Origin of the sequence: Modestobacter sp. VKM Ac-2984 (assembly GCF_026967985.1) — a bacterium.
GTDB lineage: Bacteria > Actinomycetota > Actinomycetes > Mycobacteriales > Geodermatophilaceae > Modestobacter.
Window position 1 is genome coordinate 229,097 of record NZ_JAPVBJ010000004.1, and the last position, 23,549, is coordinate 252,645.

General features: G+C 74.0%; 22 protein-coding genes. 16 read left to right on the forward strand and 6 right to left on the reverse strand.

The window, feature by feature from the left end; translation table 11 throughout:
• Positions 1–2: 2 nt before the first annotated feature.
• A complete protein-coding gene (gene glgX / locus O2W16_RS10860; RefSeq protein ID WP_269158841.1) occupies positions 3–2,147 on the reverse strand; it encodes a glycogen debranching protein GlgX in 2,145 nt (714 codons plus the stop codon).
• Between the two features lie 63 nt (positions 2,148–2,210).
• Here glgX and O2W16_RS10865 point away from each other — a divergent pair, with 63 nt between their 5' ends.
• The 8 genes from O2W16_RS10865 to O2W16_RS10900 all read left to right on the forward strand — a co-directional run bounded on the left by O2W16_RS10865 (position 2,211) and on the right by O2W16_RS10900 (position 10,518).
• Positions 2,211–3,011 carry an ABC transporter ATP-binding protein gene (locus O2W16_RS10865; RefSeq protein WP_269158842.1) on the forward strand — a complete coding sequence of 267 codons (801 nt, stop codon included), beginning with the start codon at positions 2,211–2,213 and terminating at the stop codon, positions 3,009–3,011.
• Positions 3,012–3,085: 74 nt separating this feature from the next.
• Positions 3,086–3,871: an enoyl-CoA hydratase/isomerase family protein gene (locus O2W16_RS10870; protein WP_269158843.1), complete on the forward strand. Its 786-nt coding sequence runs from the start codon at positions 3,086–3,088 to the stop codon at positions 3,869–3,871.
• Positions 3,872–3,914: 43 nt separating this feature from the next.
• Positions 3,915–5,024: a PLP-dependent cysteine synthase family protein gene (locus O2W16_RS10875; RefSeq protein ID WP_269158844.1), complete on the forward strand. Its 1,110-nt coding sequence runs from the start codon at positions 3,915–3,917 to the stop codon at positions 5,022–5,024.
• Between the two features lie 117 nt (positions 5,025–5,141).
• Positions 5,142–5,921: an electron transfer flavoprotein subunit beta/FixA family protein gene (locus O2W16_RS10880; RefSeq protein WP_269158845.1), complete on the forward strand. Its 780-nt coding sequence runs from the start codon at positions 5,142–5,144 to the stop codon at positions 5,919–5,921.
• 46 nt (positions 5,922–5,967) lie between these two features.
• The gene (locus O2W16_RS10885; protein ID WP_269158846.1) at positions 5,968–6,930 is read left to right on the forward strand and encodes an electron transfer flavoprotein subunit alpha/FixB family protein; all 963 of its coding nucleotides are present in this window, start codon (positions 5,968–5,970) and stop codon (positions 6,928–6,930) included.
• A gap of 198 nt (positions 6,931–7,128) precedes the next feature.
• Complete coding sequence (locus O2W16_RS10890) at positions 7,129–8,319, forward strand: cysteine desulfurase family protein (protein ID WP_269158847.1); 1,191 nt, start codon at positions 7,129–7,131, stop codon at positions 8,317–8,319.
• Position 8,320: 1 nt separating this feature from the next.
• Positions 8,321–9,418 (forward strand): tRNA 2-thiouridine(34) synthase MnmA, encoded by a 1,098-nt coding sequence (gene mnmA / locus O2W16_RS10895; RefSeq protein WP_269158848.1) that lies wholly within the window; start codon positions 8,321–8,323, stop codon positions 9,416–9,418.
• 41 nt (positions 9,419–9,459) lie between these two features.
• The gene (locus O2W16_RS10900; RefSeq protein ID WP_269158849.1) at positions 9,460–10,518 is read left to right on the forward strand and encodes a methionine synthase; all 1,059 of its coding nucleotides are present in this window, start codon (positions 9,460–9,462) and stop codon (positions 10,516–10,518) included.
• Positions 10,519–10,527: 9 nt separating this feature from the next.
• Here O2W16_RS10900 and O2W16_RS10905 read toward each other — a convergent pair whose 3' ends face one another.
• Positions 10,528–10,923, reverse strand: a complete 396-nt coding sequence (locus tag O2W16_RS10905; RefSeq protein ID WP_269158850.1) for a hypothetical protein — start codon at positions 10,921–10,923, stop codon at positions 10,528–10,530.
• A gap of 50 nt (positions 10,924–10,973) precedes the next feature.
• On the opposite strand from O2W16_RS10905, the gene O2W16_RS10910 reads away from it, so the two are divergent.
• Positions 10,974–12,266, forward strand: a complete 1,293-nt coding sequence (locus tag O2W16_RS10910; RefSeq protein WP_442928908.1) for a DUF222 domain-containing protein — start codon at positions 10,974–10,976, stop codon at positions 12,264–12,266.
• Positions 12,267–12,335: 69 nt separating this feature from the next.
• Positions 12,336–14,519 (forward strand): NAD-dependent DNA ligase LigA, encoded by a 2,184-nt coding sequence (gene ligA / locus O2W16_RS10915; RefSeq protein ID WP_269158851.1) that lies wholly within the window; start codon positions 12,336–12,338, stop codon positions 14,517–14,519.
• A 26-nt stretch (positions 14,520–14,545) separates the two neighbouring features.
• On the opposite strand, the gene O2W16_RS10920 is transcribed toward ligA, so the two are convergent.
• On the reverse strand, positions 14,546–15,190 hold the full coding sequence (locus O2W16_RS10920) for an ACT domain-containing protein (RefSeq protein WP_269158852.1): 645 nt from the start codon (positions 15,188–15,190) through the stop codon (positions 14,546–14,548).
• A 214-nt stretch (positions 15,191–15,404) separates the two neighbouring features.
• Between O2W16_RS10920 and gatC the strand changes: the two genes are divergently transcribed.
• From gatC to gatB, 4 genes are read left to right on the forward strand one after another with little or no spacing between them, the layout of a single operon-like run.
• On the forward strand, positions 15,405–15,704 hold the full coding sequence (gene gatC / locus O2W16_RS10925; RefSeq protein ID WP_269158853.1) for an Asp-tRNA(Asn)/Glu-tRNA(Gln) amidotransferase subunit GatC: 300 nt from the start codon (positions 15,405–15,407) through the stop codon (positions 15,702–15,704).
• The gene (gene gatA / locus O2W16_RS10930; protein WP_269158854.1) at positions 15,701–17,233 is read left to right on the forward strand and encodes an Asp-tRNA(Asn)/Glu-tRNA(Gln) amidotransferase subunit GatA; all 1,533 of its coding nucleotides are present in this window, start codon (positions 15,701–15,703) and stop codon (positions 17,231–17,233) included. Before gatC ends, gatA begins: the two co-directional genes overlap by 4 nt.
• Positions 17,230–17,442, forward strand: coding sequence for a hypothetical protein (locus O2W16_RS10935; protein WP_269158855.1), 213 nt, complete (start codon positions 17,230–17,232; stop codon positions 17,440–17,442). The genes gatA and O2W16_RS10935 overlap by 4 nt, the downstream gene beginning before the upstream one ends.
• Entirely contained in the window at positions 17,439–18,947 is a 1,509-nt protein-coding gene (gatB, locus tag O2W16_RS10940; protein ID WP_269158856.1) for an Asp-tRNA(Asn)/Glu-tRNA(Gln) amidotransferase subunit GatB, read from the forward strand. Before O2W16_RS10935 ends, gatB begins: the two co-directional genes overlap by 4 nt.
• Positions 18,948–18,972: 25 nt before the next feature.
• Here gatB and O2W16_RS10945 read toward each other — a convergent pair whose 3' ends face one another.
• The gene (locus tag O2W16_RS10945; protein ID WP_269158857.1) at positions 18,973–20,124 is read right to left on the reverse strand and encodes a PQQ-dependent sugar dehydrogenase; all 1,152 of its coding nucleotides are present in this window, start codon (positions 20,122–20,124) and stop codon (positions 18,973–18,975) included.
• Positions 20,125–20,189: 65 nt separating this feature from the next.
• Between O2W16_RS10945 and O2W16_RS10950 the strand changes: the two genes are divergently transcribed.
• Positions 20,190–21,155 (forward strand): 2-hydroxyacid dehydrogenase, encoded by a 966-nt coding sequence (locus O2W16_RS10950; protein WP_269158858.1) that lies wholly within the window; start codon positions 20,190–20,192, stop codon positions 21,153–21,155.
• 57 nt (positions 21,156–21,212) lie between these two features.
• Here O2W16_RS10950 and O2W16_RS10955 read toward each other — a convergent pair whose 3' ends face one another.
• Both O2W16_RS10955 and O2W16_RS10960 read right to left on the reverse strand, forming a co-directional pair.
• The gene (locus O2W16_RS10955) at positions 21,213–21,575 is read right to left on the reverse strand and encodes a PH domain-containing protein (protein ID WP_269158859.1); all 363 of its coding nucleotides are present in this window, start codon (positions 21,573–21,575) and stop codon (positions 21,213–21,215) included.
• Between the two features lie 45 nt (positions 21,576–21,620).
• Positions 21,621–22,448 (reverse strand): helix-turn-helix transcriptional regulator, encoded by an 828-nt coding sequence (locus O2W16_RS10960; protein WP_269158860.1) that lies wholly within the window; start codon positions 22,446–22,448, stop codon positions 21,621–21,623.
• Positions 22,449–22,571: 123 nt separating this feature from the next.
• Between O2W16_RS10960 and O2W16_RS10965 the strand changes: the two genes are divergently transcribed.
• Positions 22,572–23,549 (forward strand): bile acid:sodium symporter family protein, encoded by a 978-nt coding sequence (locus O2W16_RS10965; protein WP_269158861.1) that lies wholly within the window; start codon positions 22,572–22,574, stop codon positions 23,547–23,549.

The following is a 23,549-nucleotide window of genomic DNA, read 5'->3' on the forward strand; positions in this document are numbered from 1 at the left end:
CGTCAGGGGCGCGGGGTACGGACCACCCGCATCGCCCAGACGGAGTGGCCGGGCAGCTGTGCCGGGCCCGGGGGCAGCGCGGTCGGCCGCGGGGGAGTGCCGGTCGGGTACTCGGTGGCCAGCACCAGCTCGTAGCCGTCCCCCCACGGCGGGCCGGGGAGGACGACGTCGACCGGTGCCGCGCCGGCGTGGAACCAGATCAGCCACGAGTCGTCGATGACCGGGCGCCCCCGCTGGTCGCGGTGCCGCATGCCCCGGCCGTCCAGGTACATCCCGAGCGTCTGCAGGCCGGTGTCGAACCAGTCGCTGCTGGTGAGCTGGTGCCCGCCGGGGGCGAACCAGGCCAGGTCCCGGGTGCCGCCGGTCCCGGCGATCTCGGTGCCCTCGAAGAACGCCTCCTGCCGCAGCACCGGGGAGTCGCGACGCAGCCCGACCAGGGTGGCCACGAAGCTCCACAGGTCCGGGTCGATCGCACCCCAGTCGAGCCAGGACACCTCGTTGTCCTGGCAGTAGGCGTTGTTGTTGCCGCCCTGGGTGCGGCCCAGCTCGTCACCGGCGGTCAGCATCGGCACCCCGGTCGACAGCAGCAGGGTGGCCAGGTGGTTGCGCACCTGCCGGGCCCGTAGCTCGCGCACCGCCGGGTCGGAGGTGTCGCCCTCCACGCCGCAGTTCCAGTTCCGGTTGTGGCTCTCGCCGTCCCGGTTCTCCTCGCCGTTGGCCTCGTTGCGCTTGTGCTCGTAGCTGACCAGGTCGGCCAGGGTGAAGCCGTCGTGGGCGGTCACGAAGTTGACCGAGGCGAAGGGGCGGCGGCCGTCGGAGCGGTAGAGGTCGGAGGAGCCGGTGAGCCGGTAGGCCAGGTCGCGCACGCCCACCCGGGCGCCGGACCAGACGTCGCGCACGGTGTCCCGGTACTTGCCGTTCCACTCCGTCCACGGCGGCGGGAAGTTGCCCACCTGGTAGCCGCCCTCGCCGACGTCCCACGGCTCGGCGATCAGCTTCACCGTGCTGACCACCGGGTCCTGGTGGACCACGTCGAAGAACGCCGACAGTCGGTCGACGTCGTGCATCGAGCGCGCCAGCGCGGAGGCGAGGTCGAAGCGGAAGCCGTCGACGTGCATCTCGGTGACCCAGTAGCGCAGCGAGTCCATCAGCAGGCCGAGCACCGCCGGCCGGCGGACGTCCAGGGTGTTCCCGCAGCCGGTGTAGTCGGTGTAGCGGGAGCGGTCCTCCCCGTCGAGCCGGTAGTACCCGGCGTTGTCGATGCCCTTGAGGGACAGCGTCGGGCCGATGTGGTCGCCCTCGGCGGTGTGGTTGTAGACGACGTCGAGGATCACCTCGATGCCCGCGGCGTGCATCGCCTTGACCATCGCCTTGAACTCGGTGACCTGCTCACCGCCGGTGCCGGCCGAGCTGTACGCCGCGTGCGGGGCGAAGTAGCCCAGCGTGTTGTAGCCCCAGTGGTTGGTCAGCCCGCGGCGGAGCAGGTGCGGCTCGCTGACGAAGTGGTGCACCGGCAGCAGCTCGACCGCGGTCACGCCCAGGGACACCAGGTGCTCGACGAACGCCGGGTGCGCCAGGCCCGCGTAGGTGCCGCGCAGCGCCGGGGGGACGTCGGGGTGCGTCATCGTGGCGCTCTTGACGTGCACCTCGTAGATGACCGTGTCGGTCCACGGGGTGTGCAGCACCCGGTCGCCGTCCCACGGGAACGAGTCGTGGATGACCACCCCGCGGGGCACGAACGGCGCCGAGTCGGTGGGGTCGGCGGCGGACGGGTCGTGCCGGGACCAGCCGAAGAGCGCGTCGTCGAGCACGAGCTCGCCGTCCACGGCACGGGCGTAGGGGTCCAGCAGCAGCTTCGCCGGGTTGTACCGGGCGCCGGAGGCGGGGTCGTGCGGGCCGTGCACCCGGTACCCGTAGCGCTGCCCCGGGCCCACGCCCGGCAGCCGGCCGTGCCACACCTGGTGGGTGGTCTCCCGCAGCCGCTGCCGGTGCTCGGTGCCGTCGGGGTCGAACAGGCACAGGTCGACCGCCGACGCGCCGGCCGACCACAGGGCGAAGTTGGTGCCCGTGCCGTCCCAGTGGGCCCCCAGCGGCGCCGGGGAGCCGGGCCACACCTCCACCGGTCGGTCACTCGTCCACGCGGTCACCCCGGCATCGTGCCCGACGACGGCCCCCAGCCCGGTGACCACGACGCGCGGCGGGTTGGTTGGATGGCAGGTGTGTGGACTGAGCCGGTCGTCGAGATCCGCGGAGTGGACGTCGTCCGGGGCCAGGCGCACTTGTTGCGCGCGGTCGACTGGACGGTCCGACCTGACGAACGCTGGGTGCTCCTGGGCCCCAACGGGGCGGGGAAGACGACGCTGCTGCAGCTGGCCGGCGCGCAGCTGCACCCCACCCGCGGGGAGGTGGGGATCCTCGGGGAGACCCTCGGCGCGGTCGACGTCTTCGAGCTGCGCACCCGGATCGGGCTGACCAGCGCGGCGCTGGCGCAGCGGATCGACCCGGGCGAGCGGGTCGGTGACGTCGTGGTCAGCGCCGGGTACGCCGTCGTCGGCCGCTGGCGGGAGCGCTACGGCGTGCACGACCTGACCCGGGCGGCGCTGCTCATGCAGCAGTGGGGCGTGGCCCGGATGGCGCACCGGCCCTTCGGCACGCTGTCGGAGGGCGAGCGCAAGCGCACCCAGATCGCCCGCGCGCTGATGACCGACCCGGAGCTGCTGCTGCTGGACGAGCCCGGCGCCGGGCTGGACCTGGGCGGTCGGGAGGACCTGGTCACCCGGCTGTCGGACCTGGCCCGCGACGGGAACGCGCCGGCGCAGGTGCTGGTGACCCACCACGTCGAGGAGATCCCGCCGGGCTACACCCACGCGCTGCTGCTGCGTGGCGGTGAGGTGGTCGGGTCCGGTCCGGTGGAGGAGGTGCTGACCGCACCGCTGCTGTCGGACGCCTTCGGCCTGCCGCTGGAGGTGCAGCGCGAGAACGGGCGGTTCAGCGCGCGCCGCGCCACCTAGGCAGAAGGACCCCGTCCTCCCCACCCTTCGCGAGCTCAGGGCGGGACCCGGGACGGGGCCACTAGTGTGCCGTCATGACTCAGCCAGAGTTCGTGACGCTGCAGGTCGAGGACGGCGTCGGCACCATCCGGCTCGACCGGCCGAAGATGAACGCGATCGACGAGCAGCTGCACTGGGAGGTGCGGGCCGCCGCGCTGGAGGCCGGGGAGCGCGCCGACGTGCGGGCCGTCGTCCTCTACGGCGGCGAACGGGTCTTCGCCGCCGGGGCCGACATCAAGGCCATGTCGCAGCTGACCGGCGCGAGCATGGTGGCGTGGGGCCGGGAGCTGACCTCCTCGTTCACCACGGTCGCCCACATCCCGAAGCCGGTGATCGCCGCCATCACCGGCTACGCCCTCGGCGGCGGCTACGAGCTGGCGCTGTGCGCGGACTTCCGGATCATGGGCCGCGGCGCGAAGGTGGGGCAGCCGGAGATCCAGCTCGGCGTCATCCCCGGTGCCGGCGGCACCCAGCGGCTGGCCCGCCTGGTCGGCCCGGCCAAGGCCAAGGACCTGGTGTTCACCGGCCGGCACGTGGGCGCCGAGGAGGCCCTGGAGATGGGGCTGGCCGACGCCGTCGTCCCGGACGAGGAGGTCCACGCGACCGCCGTGGCGATGGCCCGCAAGTTCGCGGCCGGCCCGCCGCTGGCGCTCGCCGCGGCGAAGCGGGCCATCGACGAGGGGCTGGACGGCACGCTGGCCGCCGGGCTGGAGCTGGAGAGCCGGTTGTTCGCCGAGCTGTTCGACACCGAGGACCAGGCGACCGGGATGCGCTCGTTCCTGGAGCACGGCCCCGGCAAGGCCACCTTCACCGGTCGGTGACCACCCCGGGGTGCCGGCGTCGGCGGTGCGGGAGCATGCCCCGGTGACCGCCGTGCGCCCCACCGACCTCGACCGCTCCGACCCCGGCGGGCGGGCCTGGGCCGAGCAGGCCGTCGCGCTGGTCGAGGCCGACGCGCACCGGTCCGCCGACACCCACCTGCTGGTCTACCCGCTGCCGCCCGAGTGGGGCGTCGACCTGTACCTGAAGGACGAGTCGACCCATCCCACCGGCAGCCTCAAGCACCGGCTGGCGCGCTCGCTGTTCCTCTACGCGCTGTGCTCGGGGCAGCTGCACGAGGGCAGCACCGTGGTGGAGTCCTCCAGCGGGTCGACGGCGGTCAGCGAGGCCTACTTCGCCCGGATGCTGGGGCTGCCCTTCGTGGCGGTGATGCCGGCGACGACGAGCGCGGAGAAGATCGCCCTGATCGAGTTCCACGGTGGCCGCTGCCACCTGGTGGCCGACGCGGGGACCGTCTACGACGAGGCGCGACGGATCGCCGCCGAGACGGGCGGTCACTACCTCGACCAGTTCACCAACGCCGAGCGGGCCACCGACTGGCGCGGGAACAACAACATCGCCGAGTCGGTCTTCGAGCAGCTGAGCCGGGAGCGGCACCCGGTGCCGGAGTGGGTCGTCGTCGGCGCCGGCACCGGTGGCACCAGCGCCACGATCGGCCGGTACGTCCGGTACCGCCGGCTGCCCACCCGGCTGGCCGTCGTCGACCCGGAGGGATCGGCGTTCTTCCCCGGCTGGCGCGACGCCGACCCGGCCACCGTCGGGCGGGGTTCGCGGATCGAGGGCATCGGCCGCCCCCGGGTGGAGCCCTCGTTCGTCCCGACCATCGTCGACCGGATGGTCTGCGTGCCCGACGCCGCCTCGCTGGCCGCGATGCGCCACCTGGAGCAGGTGACCGGGCGCCGGGCCGGCGGGTCCACCGGCACCAACCTGTGGGGCGCGTTCGGGCTCATCGCCGAGATGCTCGCCGCCGGCCGCACCGGCAGCGTCGTCACGCTGCTGTGCGACGGCGGGGAGCGCTACGCCTGCACGTACTACGACGACGCCTGGGTGAGCGCGCAGGGCCTGGACCTGGCTCCGCACACCGCCGTCCTCGAGCACTTCGCCCGCACGGGGGAGTGGACCGCCGCCCAGTGAGCCAGGTCACCCGGCCCCTCCCTGCGCGCCGGGTGTTACCCGCAAGTAGCCTCGATGATCGGCACGAGGCGGGCTTCGCCCGCGCCCACCCGAACCACCGCGGAGGTTGGTCTGACGATGAACATCGTCGTTCTGGTCAAGCAGGTCCCCGACTCCGGCAGCGAGCGGAAGCTGGACCCGTCGGACAACACCGTCGCGCGGGCCACCGCCGACAACGTGATCAACGAGATGGACGAGTACGCCATCGAGGAGGCGCTCACCGTCAAGGAGGCGCAGGGCGGTGAGGTGACGGTGCTGACCGTCGGCCCCGACACCGCCACCGACGCCATCCGCAAGGCCCTGTCGATGGGTGCGGACAAGGCCGTGCACGTCAGCGACCCGGCCATCCACGGCTCCTGTGCCGTGCAGACCAGCGCCGTCATCGCGGCCGCGCTGTCGCAGCTGGAGTACGACCTGGTGCTGTGCGGCGCCGAGTCCACCGACGGTCAGGTCTCGGTGATGCCGGCGCTGCTGTCGGAGCGGCTGGGCATCCCGCAGCTGTCCGGCGCCCGCAAGCTCACGATCGAGGGCTCGATGGCCAAGATCGAGCGGCAGACCGACGGCGGCTACTGGGAGGTCGAGGCGCCGCTGCCGGCGATCGTCTCCACCTGGGACACGATCAACGAGCCGCGCTACCCCTCCTTCAAGGGGATCATGGCCGCCAAGAAGAAGCCGGTGGAGACCAAGACCCTCGCCGACCTGGGCATCGACGCGTCGACCGTGGGCCTGGCCACCGCCACCAGCAAGGTCGTCGACTTCGCCGGCCGCCCGCCCAAGGGCGAGGGCGTGAAGGTCGCCGACGAGGGCGACGGTGCCGACAAGCTGGTCGGCTACCTGGCCGCCCAGAAGATCGTCTGACCGGCTGTGGCCCCGCTGAACACTCAGAGCTGAGGAGAGAACAGACATGGCAGAGGTCCTGGTCCTTGCCGAGCTCAACCCCGCCGACGGTGGGCCCCGCAAGTCGACGCTGGAGGCGCTGACCGCCGCGCGTGTGCTTGGTGAGCCCTCCGCGGTCGTCCTCGGTGTCCCCGGCACCGCCGCGGGCATCAAGGACGTGCTGGCCGAGTACGGCGCGGCGAAGGTCTACGTCGCCGAGTCCGACGACGTCGACGCCTACCTGGTGGCACCCAAGGCCGAGGTGCTGGCACAGCTGGTCGCCGAGAAGTCCCCGGCCGCGGTCGTGATCCCGTCCTCCCCGGAGGGCAAGGAGATCGCCGGCCGGCTGGCGATCAAGACCGGCAGCGGCTTCCTGACCGACGTCACCGAGATCGCCGCCGACGGCACCGCCACCCAGGTGGCGTTCGCCGGGGCGACGATCGTGCACTCGCAGGTCACCGTCGGCACGCCGATCTACACCCTGCGCGGCAACTCGGTCACCCCCGAGCCGGCCCCGGCCGCCGGCACCGAGGAGGCGGTGCAGGTCGCCGTTTCCGAGGCCGCCAAGCAGACCCGGGTGCTCGACCGGGTCGTGGAGCAGAAGTCCAACCGGCCGGAGCTCACCGAGGCCGCGATCGTCGTCTCCGGCGGTCGCGGGGTGGCCAGTGCCGAGAACTTCTCGGTGATCGAGGGGCTCGCCGACTCCCTCGGTGGCGCCGTCGGTGCCTCACGCGCCGCCGTCGACTCCGGCTTCTACCCGCACTCCTTCCAGGTCGGGCAGACCGGGAAGACCGTCTCGCCGCAGCTGTACATCGCGGTGGGCATCTCCGGGGCGATCCAGCACCGGGCCGGGATGCAGACGTCGAAGACGATCGTCGCGGTCAACAAGGACCCCGAGGCGCCGATCTTCGAGCTCGCCGACTTCGGCGTGGTGGGCGACCTGTTCACCGTCGTCCCGGCGGCCACCGAGCAGATCAGCGCACGCAAGTAGCACCGAGGGCCCTCCTGCGCTCCCTCGGTGGGCTGCAGGAGGGGTGATCGAGCGCGTCGCGTCGGGCGCCGGCCTCCGGGTCGGCGCTCGACGCACGTCGCGGCCACAGGCACGAGGAGGCGGGGAGGCCGTGCGCACTTCCACCTGTCGGACACGATCGGGTTGCCCTCGGCGGGCGAGGCCTACGCTGGCTCTGCCATGACCTACCTCGACCACGCGGCGACGACCCCGATGCTGCCGGTTGCGCTCGCGGCCATGACCGAGCAGCTGGCCCGGGTGGGCAACGCCTCCTCCCTGCACGCCAGTGGCCGGGAGGCCCGGCGGGTCGCCGAGGAGTCACGGGAGCGACTGGCCGCAGCCCTGGGGGCGCGACCGTCGGAGGTGCTGTTCACCGGCGGTGGCACGGAGGGCGACAACCTCGCCGTCAAGGGGCTGTACTGGGCCCGCCGCACGGCTGACCAGGGCCGCCGGCGGATCGTGGCCAGTCCCGCGGAGCACCACGCCGTCCTGGACAGCGTCGAGTGGCTGGAGAAGCACGAGGGCGCCGAGGTCACCTGGCTGCGCGTCGAACCGACCGGCCGGGTCACCGCCGAGGCGCTGGCCGAGGCCCTCGGCGACGGGCGGGACGTCGCCCTGGCCACGGTCATGTGGGCCAACAACGAGATCGGCGCCGTCAGTGACCTGACCGCGCTCGCCGCGCTGACGCACGAGGCCGGCGTGCCGCTGCACACCGACGCGGTGCAGGCGATCGGCCAGCTGCCCCTGGACTTCGCCGCCAGCGGTGTCGACGCGCTGACCATGACCGGGCACAAGGTGGGCGGCCCGATGGGGGCCGGCGCGCTGCTGCTGCGCCGGGACGCCGAGTGCACCCCGCTGCTGCACGGCGGCGGGCAGGAGCGCGACGTCCGGTCCGGCACCCTGGACGTCGCGGCGATCGTCGGGCTGGCCGCGGCCACCCAGGCCACCGTCGCCGACCGGGCCGAGCGCACCGCCCGGGTGGCCGCGTTGCGCGACCGCTTGGTCGCCGGGGTGGTCGCCGAGGTGCCCGACGCCCAGCTCAACGGCCCGCCGCTGGACGAGGTGGTGGCAGAGGGTCCCGGGCGGCTCCCGGGCAACGCCCACCTGTCCTTCCCCGGTGCGGAGGGCGACGCGCTGCTCATGCTGCTGGACGCGCGGGGGATCGAGTGCTCCACCGGGTCGGCCTGCAGTGCGGGGGTCGCCCGGCCCAGCCACGTGCTGCTGGCCGCCGGCGCCGACCCTGCTCGGGCCCGCAGCTCGCTGCGGTTCAGCCTGGGCCACACCTCGACCGACGCCGACGTCGACGCGCTGCTCGAGGTGATCGGCCCGGTCGTGGAGCGGGCCCGCCGGGCCGGGACCGGGCGGCACTGAGATGCGACTGATCGCCGCCATGAGCGGGGGAGTGGACTCCGCGGTGGCCGCCGCGCTGGCCGTCGAGGCGGGGCACGACGTCACCGGCGTGCACCTGGCGCTCTCGCCCGACCGGCAGACGCTGCGCAGCGGCGCCCGGGGCTGCTGCAGCGTCGAGGACTCCCACGACGCCCGGCGGGTCGCCGACGAGCTGGGCATCCCGTTCTACGTCTGGGACCTGGCCGACCGGTTCCGCGAGGACGTCATCGACGACTTCGTCGCCGAGTACGCCGCCGGGCGGACGCCGAACCCGTGCCTGCGCTGCAACGAGAAGATCAAGTTCTCCGCCGTGCTCGATCGGGCCCGGGCACTCGGCTTCGACGCCGTCGTCACCGGTCACCACGCGCGGCTGGCCGGCGGGGAGCTGCGCCGCTCGGTCGACCCGGCGAAGGACCAGTCCTACGTGCTCGGGGTGCTCACCGCCGAGCAGCTGGCCGGTGCGGTCTTCCCGCTCGGCTCGATGACGAAGGAGCGGGTGCGGGAGCTGGCCGCCGAGCGCGGCTACGCGGTGGCCACCAAGCCCGACTCGCACGACATCTGCTTCATCTCCGACGGCGACACCCGCGGCTTCCTCGCCCGGCGGCTGGGCGAGCAGCCCGGTCCGGTCGTCGACGCCGCCACCGGTCAGACCGTCGGCACGCACGCCGGCGCGCACGGCTTCACCATCGGCCAGCGTCGCGGGCTGGGGGTGACGGCCGGTGACCAGCGCCCGCGGTACGTGCTGGGGATCGAGCCGGTCAGCCGCACCGTGACCATCGGCACCGCGGAGCAGGCGGAGGTCGACGAGGTGCGCACCGGCGCCCCCACGTGGACCGGGCCGGTGCCCGACCTGCCGTTCCGGGCGCAGGTCCAGCTGCGCGCCCACGCCGTGCCGGTCGCCTGCGAGGTCTCCCTCGCCGAGGACGGCGGGCTGTGCCTGGTGCTCGGCGAACGGCAGCGCGGGGTCGCGCCGGGACAGTCGGCGGTGCTCTACGCCCCCGACGCCGAGCGTGGTGACCTGGTGCTGGGTCAGGGCACGGTGCTGGGCGCCCGGGAACGACCGGAGCCCGCGCTGAACTGACCGTCCCCGGTGTCGGCGGGACGGCGGGCTACGGTCGGCACGTGACCTCGGCGACGGATCTCCCGGACGACAGCACCAGGGCCGGCCGTGAGTCCGGCACCGGCGACGACGTACGACCGGCGCTCCCCGTCTGGGGGCCGGCCACCGGCGTCGGGTCCCTGCCCGGCAGCGACCCGGTCGAGGCGATGCGGCTGGTCGTCGGTGAGCTGCCGGACCTCCCGCACCTCCCCGAGCTGCCCGGCCGTGGCCCCGGCTCGGACCTGATCGGCCGCGCTGCCGCGCTGCTCGTCGACCTCTACGTCGACCTGACCCCGGCGGGCTGGCGGCTGGTGCCCCGCCCCGGCGCCGACCTGCGCCGGGCACAGGAGGCGATGGCCCGCGACCTGGACGCCCTCTACGAGGTGGCCGAGCGGTACGTGGGGCCGTTCAAGATCCAGGTGGCCGGACCGTGGACCCTGGCCGCCGGGCTGGAGCGCACCCGCGGCGACCGCGCCGTGGTGGACCCGGGGGCGCGCCGCGACCTGGCGCAGTCCCTCGCCGAGGGGATCGCTGCCCACGTCGCCGCCGTCTCCGCACGGGTGCCGGGTGCCTCGGTCCTCGTCCAGTTCGACGAGCCGTCGGTGCCCGCCGTGCTGCAGGGCGGGCTGCCCACCGTCAGCGGCTTCGGGAAGCTGTCGGCAGTGGAGTCCCACGTCGTGGAGGAGCAGCTGACCGGCCTCGTCCAGCGGGTGCCGGCGCCGGTCGTCCTGCACTGCTGTGCCCAGCGCGCTCCGCTGGACCTGTTCCGGGCCGCCGGCGCGCAGGGGCTGTCCTTCGACCTGGGGCTGGTGCAGGACCTCGACGCCGTCGGCACCGCCATCGAGGCAGGAACCCACCTGTTCGTCGGCGTCGTCCCCGGCACCGACACCGACCTGGGCCGCCCGAAGGCGACCGCCAGCCGCGTGCAGGCCTGGTGGCGGGAGCTGGGGTTCCCGGCCGAGGAGCTGGCCGGCGCCGTGACGCTCACGCCGTCCTGCGGCCTGGCCGGGGCGAGCGAGGCCTACGCCCGGACGGCGATGACGCACGTCCGCGAGGCCGCGAAGTACCTCCTGCCGGAGTGACGGCCCGGTTCAGCGGAGGCTCCCGACCTCGCTGACCGGGACGTCGTCACGCAGGCACGTCCACCAGGCGGCGGCGTCCCGCACCCGCGCCTCGAGGGGATGGGTGTCGGGGTGCCGCGGGCAGCGCGGCCAGTTGGTCGGAGCTGACCCCCACAACTCCTCGACGACCCACTCCTGCACGCCGTCGGCCACCTGTGCGACCTGGTGCGGCAGCGGGAGGTGGAGCTCCACGACGACGCCTTGACCGCTGGCGCGGCCCCACAGGATCGCCCGGGCCGTGGGTGGTCCGCCGGCGTCCTGGCCGGTGCCGGGCCAGTCGTCGTCGACCCGGTGGGGGAGTGGGCCCGACGTGGCGCGGAGGTCGTCGAAGACCGGCTGGAGAGCGCGCTCGAGGTCGGGGTGCACACGGCCATGGTGTCGTCTCGGCGGTCGCTGTCAAGGAGCTTTGGACGACTGTGGACAGGCTCCTGAGCTGGAGATTCGCGTTGTGCTGGTCCTTCTGTGCAAGTAGTATTCGTACACACGTTCGAATGCGTCGGGAGGTGTCTGTGAGCGAGTTGCAGTCGGCTCTGGATTCCTTGGCGGCTGATGACCTTTACGTGCTGTCTGATGCGCAGGTGTTGGACCGGACGGCGTTCCTGGTGCAGCTGGTCAACCGTGCGTCGGCGGAGTTGACGCGCACGGTGCGCCGGGCGGAGACCACGCAGGCCGCCGAGCGCGACGGGCTGAAGAGCATGCGGTCGTGGCTGATCGGGCACGTCCGGTTGTCGCAGACGGAGGCGTCCCGGGTCGTGCGGTCGGGGCGGGTGCTGGAGCACTTCCCGGCCTTGGCGGCCGGGTTCGCGCAGGGTGTGGTGACCGCGGCGCAGGTGAACGTGGTGGCGGAGAAGATCGGGGCCGGTGAGGTGGCCCGGGTCGCGGAGCAGGGCATCGACCTGGGTGCCTTCGACCAGGCGTGGGCGCGGGTGGCCGCGGATTCCCCGCACGAGTCGCTGGCCGCGGCGGTGCAGGCCTTCAAAGACGCCCTCGATCCCGATGGAGCGGAGCCGGATCCCACGGAGGGTCGTCGGTTGACGATCGTCAAGCACGCCGACGGGTCGATCAGCCTTCGGGCCGACCTCGATGTCGTGGGTGGGGAGAAAGTGCAGGCGGCGCTCGAGTCGATCGTGCAGGCCGACCGCCCGAAGGGTGATGAGCGGACCCGCACCCAGCAGAACGCCGATGCGTTGGTGCAGCTGTGTGACAACCAACTGGCGTCGGGGAACCTGCCGGTCCTGCGCACGGTCAAGCCGCACGTCGTCGTCGGCATCGACCTGGACGACCTGGTCGACCCCGCTACCGGCGCCGGTGCCGGGGAGATGGGCTTCGGGGCGACGATCTCCGCGGCGCGGGCCCGCTACCTCGCTTGTGACGGCAGCATCTCCCGGATCGTGATGGGCCCCGACGGTGTGCCCCTCGACCTCGGGCGGGATCACCGGGTGGTCACCCCCGGGCTGCGCAAGGCGGTGGAACGCCGCGACAAGAGCTGCGTGTTCGCCGGCTGTGGTGCCCCGAGCTGGTGGTGCGACGTCCACCACCTCATCCACTGGCTGCATGGCGGCGAGACCAACCTCGAGAACTCAGCGTTGTTGTGCGAACGGCACCACACCAAGGTCCACCACGGCTTCCGGGTCGAGCGACAACCGGACGGTCGATGGCGCACCTACCGGCCCGACGACACCGAGATCCGCATCGGCGCACCGCTGTAGTGCTGTTGCGGCGCATCGGGCTGCCTGGGCCGCCGTTTCCCGTCCGACGCGGCGGATACCGTCTCGTGCGTGAGCAGCGAGGCTGAGGTGGAGCGGGACACGGTGGACGCGGCGGACCAGCCCACGGTCGAGGCGCCCGTCGACCGGCAGGACGTCACCGAGGTCCCCGACGAGGCCCGCACCCGGCACCGCGACCTCTCCGAGGAGCTCGACCGCTACGCCTTCGCCTACTACGTGCAGGACGCCCCGCTGGTCAGCGACGGTCAGTACGACGAGCTGATGGGCGAGCTGAAGGCGCTGGAGGCGGCTCATCCGGCGCTCGTCACCCCGGAGTCGCCCAGCCAGAAGGTCAACGGCGGCTTCGGTGCCACCTTCGCCCCGGTCACCCACCCGGAGCGCATGCAGAGCCTGGACAACGCCTTCTCCTCCGACGAGCTCTCCGCCTGGGCCGCCCGCGCGGAGCGGGACGGTGCCGCCGGCGCCGGCTACCTCTGCGAGCTGAAGGTCGACGGGCTGGCCATCGACCTGGTCTACGAGCGCGGCCGGCTGGTCCGGGCCGCCACCCGCGGCGACGGGACGACGGGGGAGGACGTCACCGCCAACGTCCGCACGATGGCCGTCGTCCCGCAGCAGCTGACCGGGCACGACGTGCCGGAGTTCCTCGAGGTCCGCGGGGAGGTCTACTTCCCGGTCGCCGCGTTCGCCGAGGTCAACGCCGGCCTGGTGGAGGCGGGCAAGCCGCCGTTCGCCAACCCGCGCAACGCCGCGGCCGGCTCGCTGCGGCAGAAGGACGCCCGCGAGACGGCGAAGCGCCCGCTCAGCATGGTGGTGCACGGCATCGGCGCCCGCCGCGGCTTCGAGCCCGCCCGCCAGTCCGACGCCTACGAGCAGCTGCGCGCCTGGGGGCTGCCGGTCAGCGCCCGGTACGAGGTGGTCGAGGACCTCACCGGCGTCTGGGCCTACATCGAGCGCTACGGGGAGCAACGGCACTCCGTCGAGCACGAGATCGACGGCGTCGTCGTCAAGGTCGACCAGGTCGCCCTGCAGCGCCGGCTCGGCTCGACCAGCCGGGCGCCCCGGTGGGCCATCGCCTTCAAGTACCCCCCGGAGGAGGCGACCACCACGCTGCACGACATCCGGGTCAACGTGGGCCGCACCGGGCGGGTCACCCCCTTCGCCTACATGGAGCCGGTGAAGGTCGCCGGGTCCACCGTCCAGCTGGCCACGCTGCACAACGCCAGCGAGGTCAAGCGCAAGGGCGTGCTGATCGGCGACACCGTCGTGATCCGCAAGGCCGGCGACGTGATCCCGGAGGTGCTCGGTCCGGTCGTGGCGGCCCGTGACGGCTCCGAACGCGAGTTCGTGATGCCCACCCACTGCCCCGAGTGCGGCACCGAGCTGCGGCCGGAGAAGGAGGGCGACGCCGACATCCGCTGCCCGAACGCCCGGTCCTGCCCGGCGCAGCTCCGGGAGCGGGTCTTCCACGTCGCCGGCCGCGGCGCCTTCGACATCGAGGTGCTCGGCTACGAGGCGGCGACCGCACTGCTGGAGAGCCGGCTGCTCACCGACGAGGGCGACGTCTTCACCCTCGACGAGGAGGCGCTGTGCCGCACCGACTTCTTCACCAGGAAGGACGGCACGCTCTCCGCCAACGGGAAGCGGCTGCTGGCCAACCTGCAGACCCGCAAGGACGTCCCGCTGTGGCGGGTGCTCGTGGCGCTGTCCATCCGGCACGTCGGCCCCACGGCGGCGCAGGCGCTCGCCCGGGAGTTCCGCTCGATCGACCGGCTGATGGACGCGACCGAGGAGGAGCTCGCCGCCGCCGAGGGCGTCGGGCCGACCATCGCCACCGCGGTGCGCGACTGGTTCACCGTCGACTGGCACCGGGACGTGGTGGAGAAGTGGCGGGCCGCCGGCGTCCGGATGGCCGACCCCGAGTCCGACTCCGGGCCCGGCCCGCTCACCGGGATCACGGTCGTCGTCACCGGCTCGCTGCGTGACCACAGCCGGGACCAGGCGATCGCCGCCATCCAGGAGCGCGGGGGCAAGGTCACCGGCTCGGTGTCGAAGAAGACCGGCTTCGTCGTCGTCGGCGCCGACCCCGGCAGCAAGTACGACAAGGCGATCGCGGTGAAGGCGCCGGTCCTGGACGACGACGGCTTCACGGTGCTGCTCGAGCAGGGGCCGGACGCCGCCCGCGAGGTGGCCACCATCGGCGACGGCACGGCGGCCGCCGATCCCGCCGGCGCCTGACGGCCCCGCTGCAGCGGGGCGCTCCTTCAGTCGGCCGGTGGGAGCCGGGTGACCGTCGCGGCGAGCCCGGTCAGGTGGGCCAGCCGCAGCAGCTCCGAGCGGCGGAACACCGGGCCGCCGGACCGGCCCAGCAGCACTGCGGTGCCGGGGTCCAGCGGCGCGGCCATCATCTCCACCGCCATCTCCTGCCAGCGGCGTGGCACCCACTCGCCCTCGCTGGGCAGCAGCAGGGGCGTGGTCAGCGGCAGCCACGGGGTGCGGACGCCCTCCAGCGACGGCGCGGCGTCCGAAGCGGCCAGCACGGTCAGCTGGTCGGCACCACCGGCGAGCACTACCGCCCAGCCGCTGCGGAACACCCGGGGGAGCTCCGTGGCGAGCACCTTGGCGGTCCCGTCCCCGGCCGGGGCGAGCGCCTCCAGCAGCTCCAGCTCCCGGTGGGTGTCCATCGGACCGGCGAACGGGCGCAGCGACTCGACCTGCACGCCCGGCACGGCGGTCGCCGCGGTGATCAGGCTGTCGGCGACCCGGTCGGCGGGGAGCTCCACCACGATGTCGTCGACGGCCACGCCGTTCCCGCGCTCGAGGACGTCGACGGAGACGATGTCGATGCCGGCCTGGCCGAGGGCCGTGGCGACGGCACCGAGCGTGCCGGGCCGGTCGGGGACGACCAATCGCAGAAGGTAGGACACGGATTCCCCCGGACGGCGTGCTGCAGCTGGTCGATCGCCGTCGATCGCGGACAGGGGGCAGCCTCCACCATGGAGGGCTCTCGGACCAACCCCGGCTCGCGGTCGGGCGGCCACGGCGTCCCACGTACAGTGGCTGGGTCGTGGAGCGAGTCGAGGCCGGGCCCGTCCGGCCGCCGAAGTGGGGTCCCAGCGCAGCATGAGCAGCATCTCCCGTGAGGACGTCGCACACCTGGCGCGTCTGTCGCGCCTGGCCGTCACCGACGAGGAGCTGGACCGGTTCGCCGGGCAGCTCGACCAGGTGCTCGCCGCCGTCGCCCGGGTGGGTGAGGCCGCGGTGGCCGACGTGCCGCCGATGACCCACGCCGTCCCGCTGACCAACGTGCTCCGCCCCGACGAGGTGACCCCGAGCCTGTCCCGCGACGTCGTGCTGGCCGGTGCGCCCGCCGCCGAGGACGGCCGCATCCGCGTGCCGCGCATCCTGGGGGACGCCGAGTGACCGGCACCAGCAGTGACCTGACCCGCGTCGACGTCGCCGGGCTCTCCCGGCTGCTGAGCTCCGGGGAGGTGAGCGCCGTCGAGGTGACCCGCGCGCACCTGGACCGGATCGCCGCCGACGACGGCCGGCTCGGCGCCTACCTGCACGTCGAGGACGACGCCGCGCTCGCCGCGGCCGCCGCGGTCGACCAGGCGCGCGCCACCGGCGCCGAGCTCGGTCCGCTGGCCGGCGTCCCGGTGGCCCTCAAGGACCTGGTGGTCACCGAGGGTGTGCCGACCACGAGCGGCTCGAAGATCCTCGAGGGCTGGCGCCCGCCCTACAGCGCCACGGTCGCCACCCGGCTCGCCGAGGCCGGCACCGTGCTGCTGGGCAAGACCAACATGGACGAGTTCGCGATGGGCTCCTCCACCGAGAACTCCGCCTACCAGGTGACCCGCAACCCCTGGGACACCGACCGCATCCCCGGCGGCTCCTCCGGTGGATCCAGCGCCGCGGTCGCCGGGCACCTCGCACCCTGGTCGATCGGCACCGACACCGGCGGCTCCATCCGGCAGCCGGCCGCCGTCACCGGGCTCGTCGGGCACAAGCCGACCTACGGCTCGGTCTCCCGCTACGGCCTGATCGCCTTCTCCTCCAGCCTGGACCAGGCCGGGCCGATGGCCCGCACGGTGCTGGACGCCGCGGTGATGCACGAGGTCATCGGCGGCCACGACCCGCGCGACTCCACCAGCATCGACACCCCGCTGGCCCGGCTGGCCGACGCCGCCCGGGAGGGTGCGGCCGGCGACCTGCGCGGCGTGCGGGTCGGGGTCGTGCGCGAGCTCGGCGGCGAGGGCCACACCGACGGCTACGAGCCCGGCGTCCTGGTCCGCACCCGCGAGGCGATCGAGGTCCTGGCCAGCCTGGGCGCCGAGGTCACCGAGGTCTCCTGCCCGTCCTTCGACCTGGCGCTGCCGGCCTACTACCTGATCGCGCCGAGCGAGGCCTCCAGCAACCTGGCCCGCTACGAGGGCGTCCGGTTCGGCCTGCGGGCCGGTGACGACGGCAGCCGCGACCTCGACGAGGTCATGGCCATCACCCGGGAGCAGGGCTTCGGCCCGGAGGTCAAGCGGCGGATCATCCTGGGCACGTACGCGCTCTCCAGCGGCTACTACGACGCCTACTACGGCCAGGCGCAGAAGGTGCGGACGCTCATCACCCGCGACTTCGGTGCCGCCTTCGCCGACGTCGACGTGCTGGTCAGCCCGACCACCCCGACGGTCGCCTTCCCGATCGGCACCCGGGTCGACGACCCGATCGCGATGTACGCCGCGGACCTGTGCACGCTGCCGGCCAGCCTGGCCGGGCTCCCGGCGATCTCGGTGCCGAGCGGCCTGTCCGACGGGCTGCCCGTGGGCCTGCAGGTCATGGCGCCGGCGCTGGCCGACGAGCGCTGCTACCGGGTCGCCGCCGCGCTGGAGGCCGCGCAGGACGCCGCCCGTGGCCACCGGCTGCTCGACGAGCTGGGCACCCCGGCGGGTGCCGCGTGAACGGGCCCATGAAGGCAGCCTGGGGGCTGACGGTCTTCGTGATCGTCGCCGGCGCGGTGCTGTGGGCCGTGACCGGCCAGGCGATCTTCGCCGTCTTCATCGTCCTCGGCGTGCTGACCGCCATCGGCGCCTGGTTCACCACCCGCAGCGCCACCGCCGGCCGCACCACGACGTCCGGCCCGATCGACCACCCGGAGGAGAAGCCATGACCAGCACCGCCGACCGGCTGGTCGAGTTCGACGAGGTCCTGACCCGCTACGAGCCGGTCATCGGGCTGGAGACCCACGTCGAGCTGGGCACCGCCTCCAAGATGTTCTGCGGCTGCGCCACCACCTTCGGTGCCGAGCCCAACACCCACACCTGCCCGGTGTGCCTGGGCATGCCCGGCTCGCTGCCGGTGGCCAACGCCGCCGCCATCGAGGCGACGATCAAGATCGGCCTGGCACTGGGCTGCCGGATCGCGAACTGGTCGCGGTTCGCCCGGAAGAACTACTTCTACCCCGACATCCCCAAGGGCTTCCAGACCAGCCAGTACGACGAGCCGCTGTGCGTCGCCGGCCACCTGGACGTCGAGGTCGACGGGACGACGCACCGCGTGGAGATCGAGCGGGTGCACCTGGAGGAGGACACCGGCAAGAACCTGCACGTCGGTGGGGCCACCGGGCGCATCCACGGCGCCGACCACTCGCTGATCGACTTCAACCGGGCCGGCATCCCGCTGGTGGAGATCGTCACCCGCCCGGTGCCCGGCGCCGGCCGGCTGGCCCCCGAGGTCGCCCGCGCCTACGTCACCGAGCTGCGCGAGATCGTCCAGGCCCTCGGCGTCTCCGACGTCCGGATGGAGCAGGGCAGCCTGCGCTGCGACGTGAACATCTCGCTCAACCCGGTCGGCGACCTGGAGTGGGGCACCCGCACCGAGACCAAGAACGTGAACTCGCTGCGGTCGGTCGAGCGCGCCGTCCGCTTCGAGATGCGTCGGCAGGCCGCCGTCCTGGACTCCGGTGGCCGGATCGTGCAGGAGACCCGGCACTTCCACGAGGACACCGGCACCACCTCCTCCGGGCGCAGCAAGGAGGAGGCGACCGACTACCGGTACTTCCCCGAGCCCGACCTGGTGCCGCTGGCGCCGGACGCCGACTGGATCGAGAAGCTGCGCGCCGAGCTCCCCGAGCTGCCGGCCGCCCGGCGCACCCGGCTCCAGCAGGAGTGGGGCATCTCCGGCACGGAGATGACCTGGCTGGCCAACGCCGGTGCCCTGGGCCTGGTCGAGCAGACCGTCGCCGCCGGCGCCAGCCCCGGTGACGCCCGCAAGTGGTGGCTGGGCGACCTGGCCCGCCGGGCCAACGAGGCCGGCACCGAGCTCGGTGAGCTGGCGGTCACCCCGGCCCAGGTGGCCGAGCTGGTCCGGCTGGTCAACGAGGGCACCATCAACGACGGGCTGGCCCGCCAGGTGCTCGACGGCGTGCTGGCCGGCCAGGGCGACCCGGCGCAGGTCGTCGAGGCGCAGGGGCTGGCCGTGATGGGGGAGTCCGACGAGCTCGTCGCCGCCGTCGAGGCCGCGATCGCCGGTGCCCCCGACGTCATCGCCAAGGTCAAGGCCGGCAAGGTGCAGGCGCTGGGTGCGCTCGTCGGGGCGGTCATGAAGACCACCCGCGGCAAGGCCGATGCCCCCACCGTGAAGCGGATGCTGGAGGAGCGGGTGCTGGGCTCCTAGCCCCGCGGCGGCGGGGCGGGGCAGCTCAGAGCGGGGAGCCCGCCGAGGACGTCGGTGGGAGCACCCGCAGCACCTTGTCGTCGTCCTCGGTCGGGGTGCCCACCCCGTCGCGGTTGGAGGTGGTGATCCACAGCGCGCCCTCGGCGTCCACGGCCACCGAGCGCAGCCGCCCGTAGTCCTCGTCCAGGAACGCGGTCGGCTCCTCGACCGGGACCCGCCCGCCGTCGAGCTCGGCGACGTGCACCTGCTGCCCGTCGAGCGCACCCAGGAAGACGTAGGGGCCGGTGACCGCGCAGCCGCCCAGCCCGCCCTCCTCCCCGGGCACCTCGAGCACCGGTGGGATGCCGCCGGGGCCGAAGTCGCCGCCGCCGACGAGGGCGTTGAACTCGTCGGGCCCCTGCAGCGCGTCGTCGGTGGCGTAGAGCTGTTGGTCCCCGCCCTGGCACAGCGCGGTGACGTCCCGGTGCCCGCGGGTGACGAGCGGGCCGGCGCCGGCCGGCTGACCGAACACGTCGATGGCCAGCACCTTGCCGGCCGGCGATGCCGGGTCGGCTGCCAGCGCCGGGTCCCCGACGTCGCCGGTGCCCACGTACAGCACGCCGTCCGGTCCGAACAGCAGCCCGCCGCCGTTGTGCACCTCGCCGCGTGGGATGCCGGTCAGCACCGGGTTGGGGGTGCCGCCGATCGGGAAGCGCACCACCCGGTTGTCGGTCGCAGTGGAGACGTAGGCATAGAACAGCCCGTCCTCGAGGAACGTCGGCGACAGGGCCAGCCCGAGCAGCCCGCCGTCCCCGCCGGTGTCGACGCCGGGCACGGTCATCAGCTCCCGGGGCTCGGCGCCGTCGGGGAAGACCTGCAGCAGCCGCCCGGTGTCCCGCTCACCGACCACCGCCGTCCCGTCGGGCAGCAGCACCAGGCCGGTGGGCACGGCCAGGTCGGTGGCGACCACGTTCGGGTCACCGGCCTGGTCGTCGTCGGCGCCCGGGGTGGACGGCTGGCCGGGGGCCGGGATCGCGGGGCTCGTCGGCGGCGGGGCGACCTGCGGTAGCTGCCCCTGCGGGACGTCGCGGAAGGGGCCGGCCGGCTCGTAGCCGCCGCCGCAGCCGGCCAGCAGCAGCCCGCCCAGGAACAGCGCCGTCCGTCGCCGGGCACCGGGTGCCGCCGTCCGCCGTCCCACCCCGGCAACAGTACGGCGGCTGCCCGTCGCGCCGCCGCCGACCGACCCCCCTAGGGTCGGGACCCGTGCCCGACGTCACCGGTCCCGACACCGCCCCCACGCTGCCCCTGGGCCCGGAGGAGGCGCTGCACGTGCTCGTCCCGTCCCGGGCCCTCGCCGAGGCGGTCGCGGCCGTCTCGCCCCGCATCCGTGCCCACCGGCTCCCCGACGAGGGGCTGCCCACCGGGGAGGCGACGCAGGCGCAGGTGCTCGTGCCGCGCGGTGGCGGGGAGATCCCCGCCGAGGTGCTGGACGCCCTGCCGCGGCTGCGGCTGGTCCAGCTGATGAGCGCCGGTGCGGAGAAGTTCGTCGGCCGGCTGCCCGAGCGGGTCACGCTCTGCAACGCCCGTGGTGCGCACACCCCCTCGACCGCGGAGTGGACGGTCGCCGCGACGCTGGCCGCGCAGCGGGGCATCCCGCACTTCACCCGCGCGCAGGACGCCGGCCACTGGGACTTCCGCACCGAGCACTCGCTGATCGGCGCCAAGGTGCTGATGGTGGGCGCCGGCGACATCGGCCGCACGATCGGCCGGATGATGGCCGGCTTCGACGTCGACCTCACCTATGTCGGCCGGACCGCCCGCGACGGCGTGCGCGGCTTCGAGGAGCTGCCCCAGCTGCTGCCCGATGCCGACGTCGTGGTGCTCATCGTGCCGGTGACCCCGCAGACCACCGGCCTCGTCGACGCCGCCTTCCTCGCCGCCATGAAGGACGACGCCCTCCTGGTCAACGCCGCCCGCGGGGTGGTCGTGGACACCGACGCGCTGCTGGCCGAGCTGACCTCGGGCCGGCTGCGCGCCGCGCTGGACGTGACCGACCCCGAGCCGCTGCCCGCCGGGCACCCGCTGTGGTCGGCGCCCAACCTGCTGCTCACCCCGCACGTGGCCGGTGCGGTGCCCGACACCAACGCCCGCGCCACCGCCGCCGTCACCGAGCAGCTGACCCGCGTGCTGGCCGGCGAGCCGCTGCGCAACGTCGTCGCCGACTACTGAGAGGACCCCGTCCTCCTCACCCCTCGCAGGCTCGGGGCGAGCCTCTGGACGGGGCCGTCAGGGGGCGGGGATGCGGCCGCCGGAGAGGGCGGCGAGCCGGGGCAGGTCGCGGGCCCGGAGCACGGGCAGCTGCACCTGGGTCCCGGCGGTCGTGACCAGCCACAGGTCGGCGCGCTCGCCGACCCGGACGCCGGCCAGGTCGTCCCAGGCGACCGTGCGGCGGGCGACCGGCGACCGCACGGTGATCCCGTCGTCCCCGACGTCGACGCCGACCCGGAGGACCCAGACCGCCAACGCCAACGGCACCAGCAGGAGCAGGAACGCCCACGGGCCGGCGACGGTCACCGGCAGCACGCAGATGGTCAGGAAGAGGACGGGGACGAGCGAGATCCGGCTCATCCGCATCCGGGCGACAGCCACGTGGCGATGTTCCCAGATCCGGCACCCCGGCCGGCCGGGGACGCCTCAGCCGCGGCTCAGCCGGGCCAGCCGGGCGGCGCTGTCGGTGCCCGCGGCCGCCGTGTAGACGACCAGGTGCAGGTCGGGGGAGTCGGCCAGGGTGAGCTGGTGGTGCTCCAGCAGCAGGCTGCCCACCCGGGGGTGCTCGAAGCGGCGCTCGCTGGAGCTGAACGACTCGACGTCGTGGCTCGCCCAGCCGGCCCGGAAGTGCGCGCTGGCCTCCTGCAGCCGGGTGACCAGGTCGACGACGGCCGGGTCGTGCACCCGGCTGCCGACCTCGGCGCGGAACTGGGTGAGGAAGCGCCGGCTGTCGGTGGCCCAGTCGCCGAGCAGGTTCCGCACGGCGGGGTCGGTGAAGACCACCCACAGCAGGTTCCGCGCGTCCTCCGGCGCCGTGGCCACCCCGGGGTACAGCCGCTCGTAGGCGGTGTTCCACCCGAGGATCGACCAGCTGTGGGTGAGGACGAAGGCGGGGGAGGGGCCCAGCGCGTCCAGCAGCCGCACGGCGTGCGCCGGCAGCTCCGCCGGACCGGGTTCGGCCGGCGACGTCGCAGCGTGCCCGGTCAGCCGCAGCACGTACTGGTGCTCGGCCGGCGAGAGCTGCAGCGTGCGGGCGACGGCGTCCACCACCTGCCGGGACGGCGAGATGTCACGGCCCTGCTCGAGCCACGTGTACCAGGTGTGGCTGACCCCGGACAGCAGGGCGACCTCCTCCCGGCGCAGCCCGGGGGCGCGCCGGGCGCCGTGCCCGGGCAGCCCGACCGAGGCCGGCGCCACCTGCCGCCGCCGGGACCGCAGGAACGCCGCCAGCTCGGTGCGCGGGGAACCGGTCATGCGCCGACCTCCTCGGTCCGGGTGGGTGGTGGTGTCAGTACCAGCATCAACGCTCTCTTGTGCCCCCGTCCACCGGCCCGCAGGCTGGGCCGGCGCACCGCTGCTCGCGAAGGGGGATCAGGAGTGGACCAGGTCAGGGTCGTCAGCGCGTTCGTCGGGCGCTGGTTCGCCGTCATCGTCGTGCTCGCGGGCGCGCTGGCGCTGGCGGTCCCCGGGGCGTTCGCCGGGGGCACGGCGGCGGTCCCGTGGCTGCTCGCGGTGATCATGCTCGGGATGGGCATGACCCTGCGGCCGGTCGACTTCGCGATCGTGGCGCGCCGCCCCTGGGCGCTGCTGGCCGGGGTGGCCACCCAGTTCGTCGTCATGCCCGGGCTGGCGTTCGGGATCGCCCAGGTGCTCGACCTGTCGCCGGCGCTGTCGGCCGGCATGGTGCTCGTCGGCTCGGCGCCGGGCGGCACCGCGTCCAACGTGATCGTCTACCTGGCCCGCGGCGACACGGCGTTGTCGGTGGCGATGACGTCGGTCTCCACCCTGCTGGCCCCGGTGCTCACCCCGCTGCTGGTGCTGTGGCTGGCCGGCCAGTACCTCCCGGTCGACGGCGCCGGGCTGTTCACCTCGATCCTGCAGATCGTGCTGGTGCCGGTCCTGCTCGGGCTGCTGCTCCGCCGGCTCGTCCCGCGGCTGATCGAGCGGCTGCTGGACCTCCTCCCGCTGGTCTCGGTCGCCGGGATCGCCGCCGTGGTGGCGATCGTCGTCGCGGCGAGCGCGGACACCCTGCTGTCGGTGGGGCTCCTCGTGGTGGTGGCGGTCATCGCGCACAACCTGCTGGGCCTGGGGCTGGGCTACGCGGTGGCCCGGGCCTGCGGCTTCGACGAGCAGGGCCGGCGGGCGGTCAGCATCGAGGTCGGCATGCAGAACTCCGGCCTGGCCGCGGCGCTGGCCACCGCGCACTTCTCCGCCGCGGCGGCGCTGCCCGCGGCGCTCTTCTCGGTCTGGCACAACGTCTCGGGCTCGCTGCTGGCCGGCCACTGGGCGCGCCGGAGCGCCGCGCCCGAGTCCGAGCCCACCCTCCCGGCCGGTGCCCCCGGCCCCCGTCCCTGA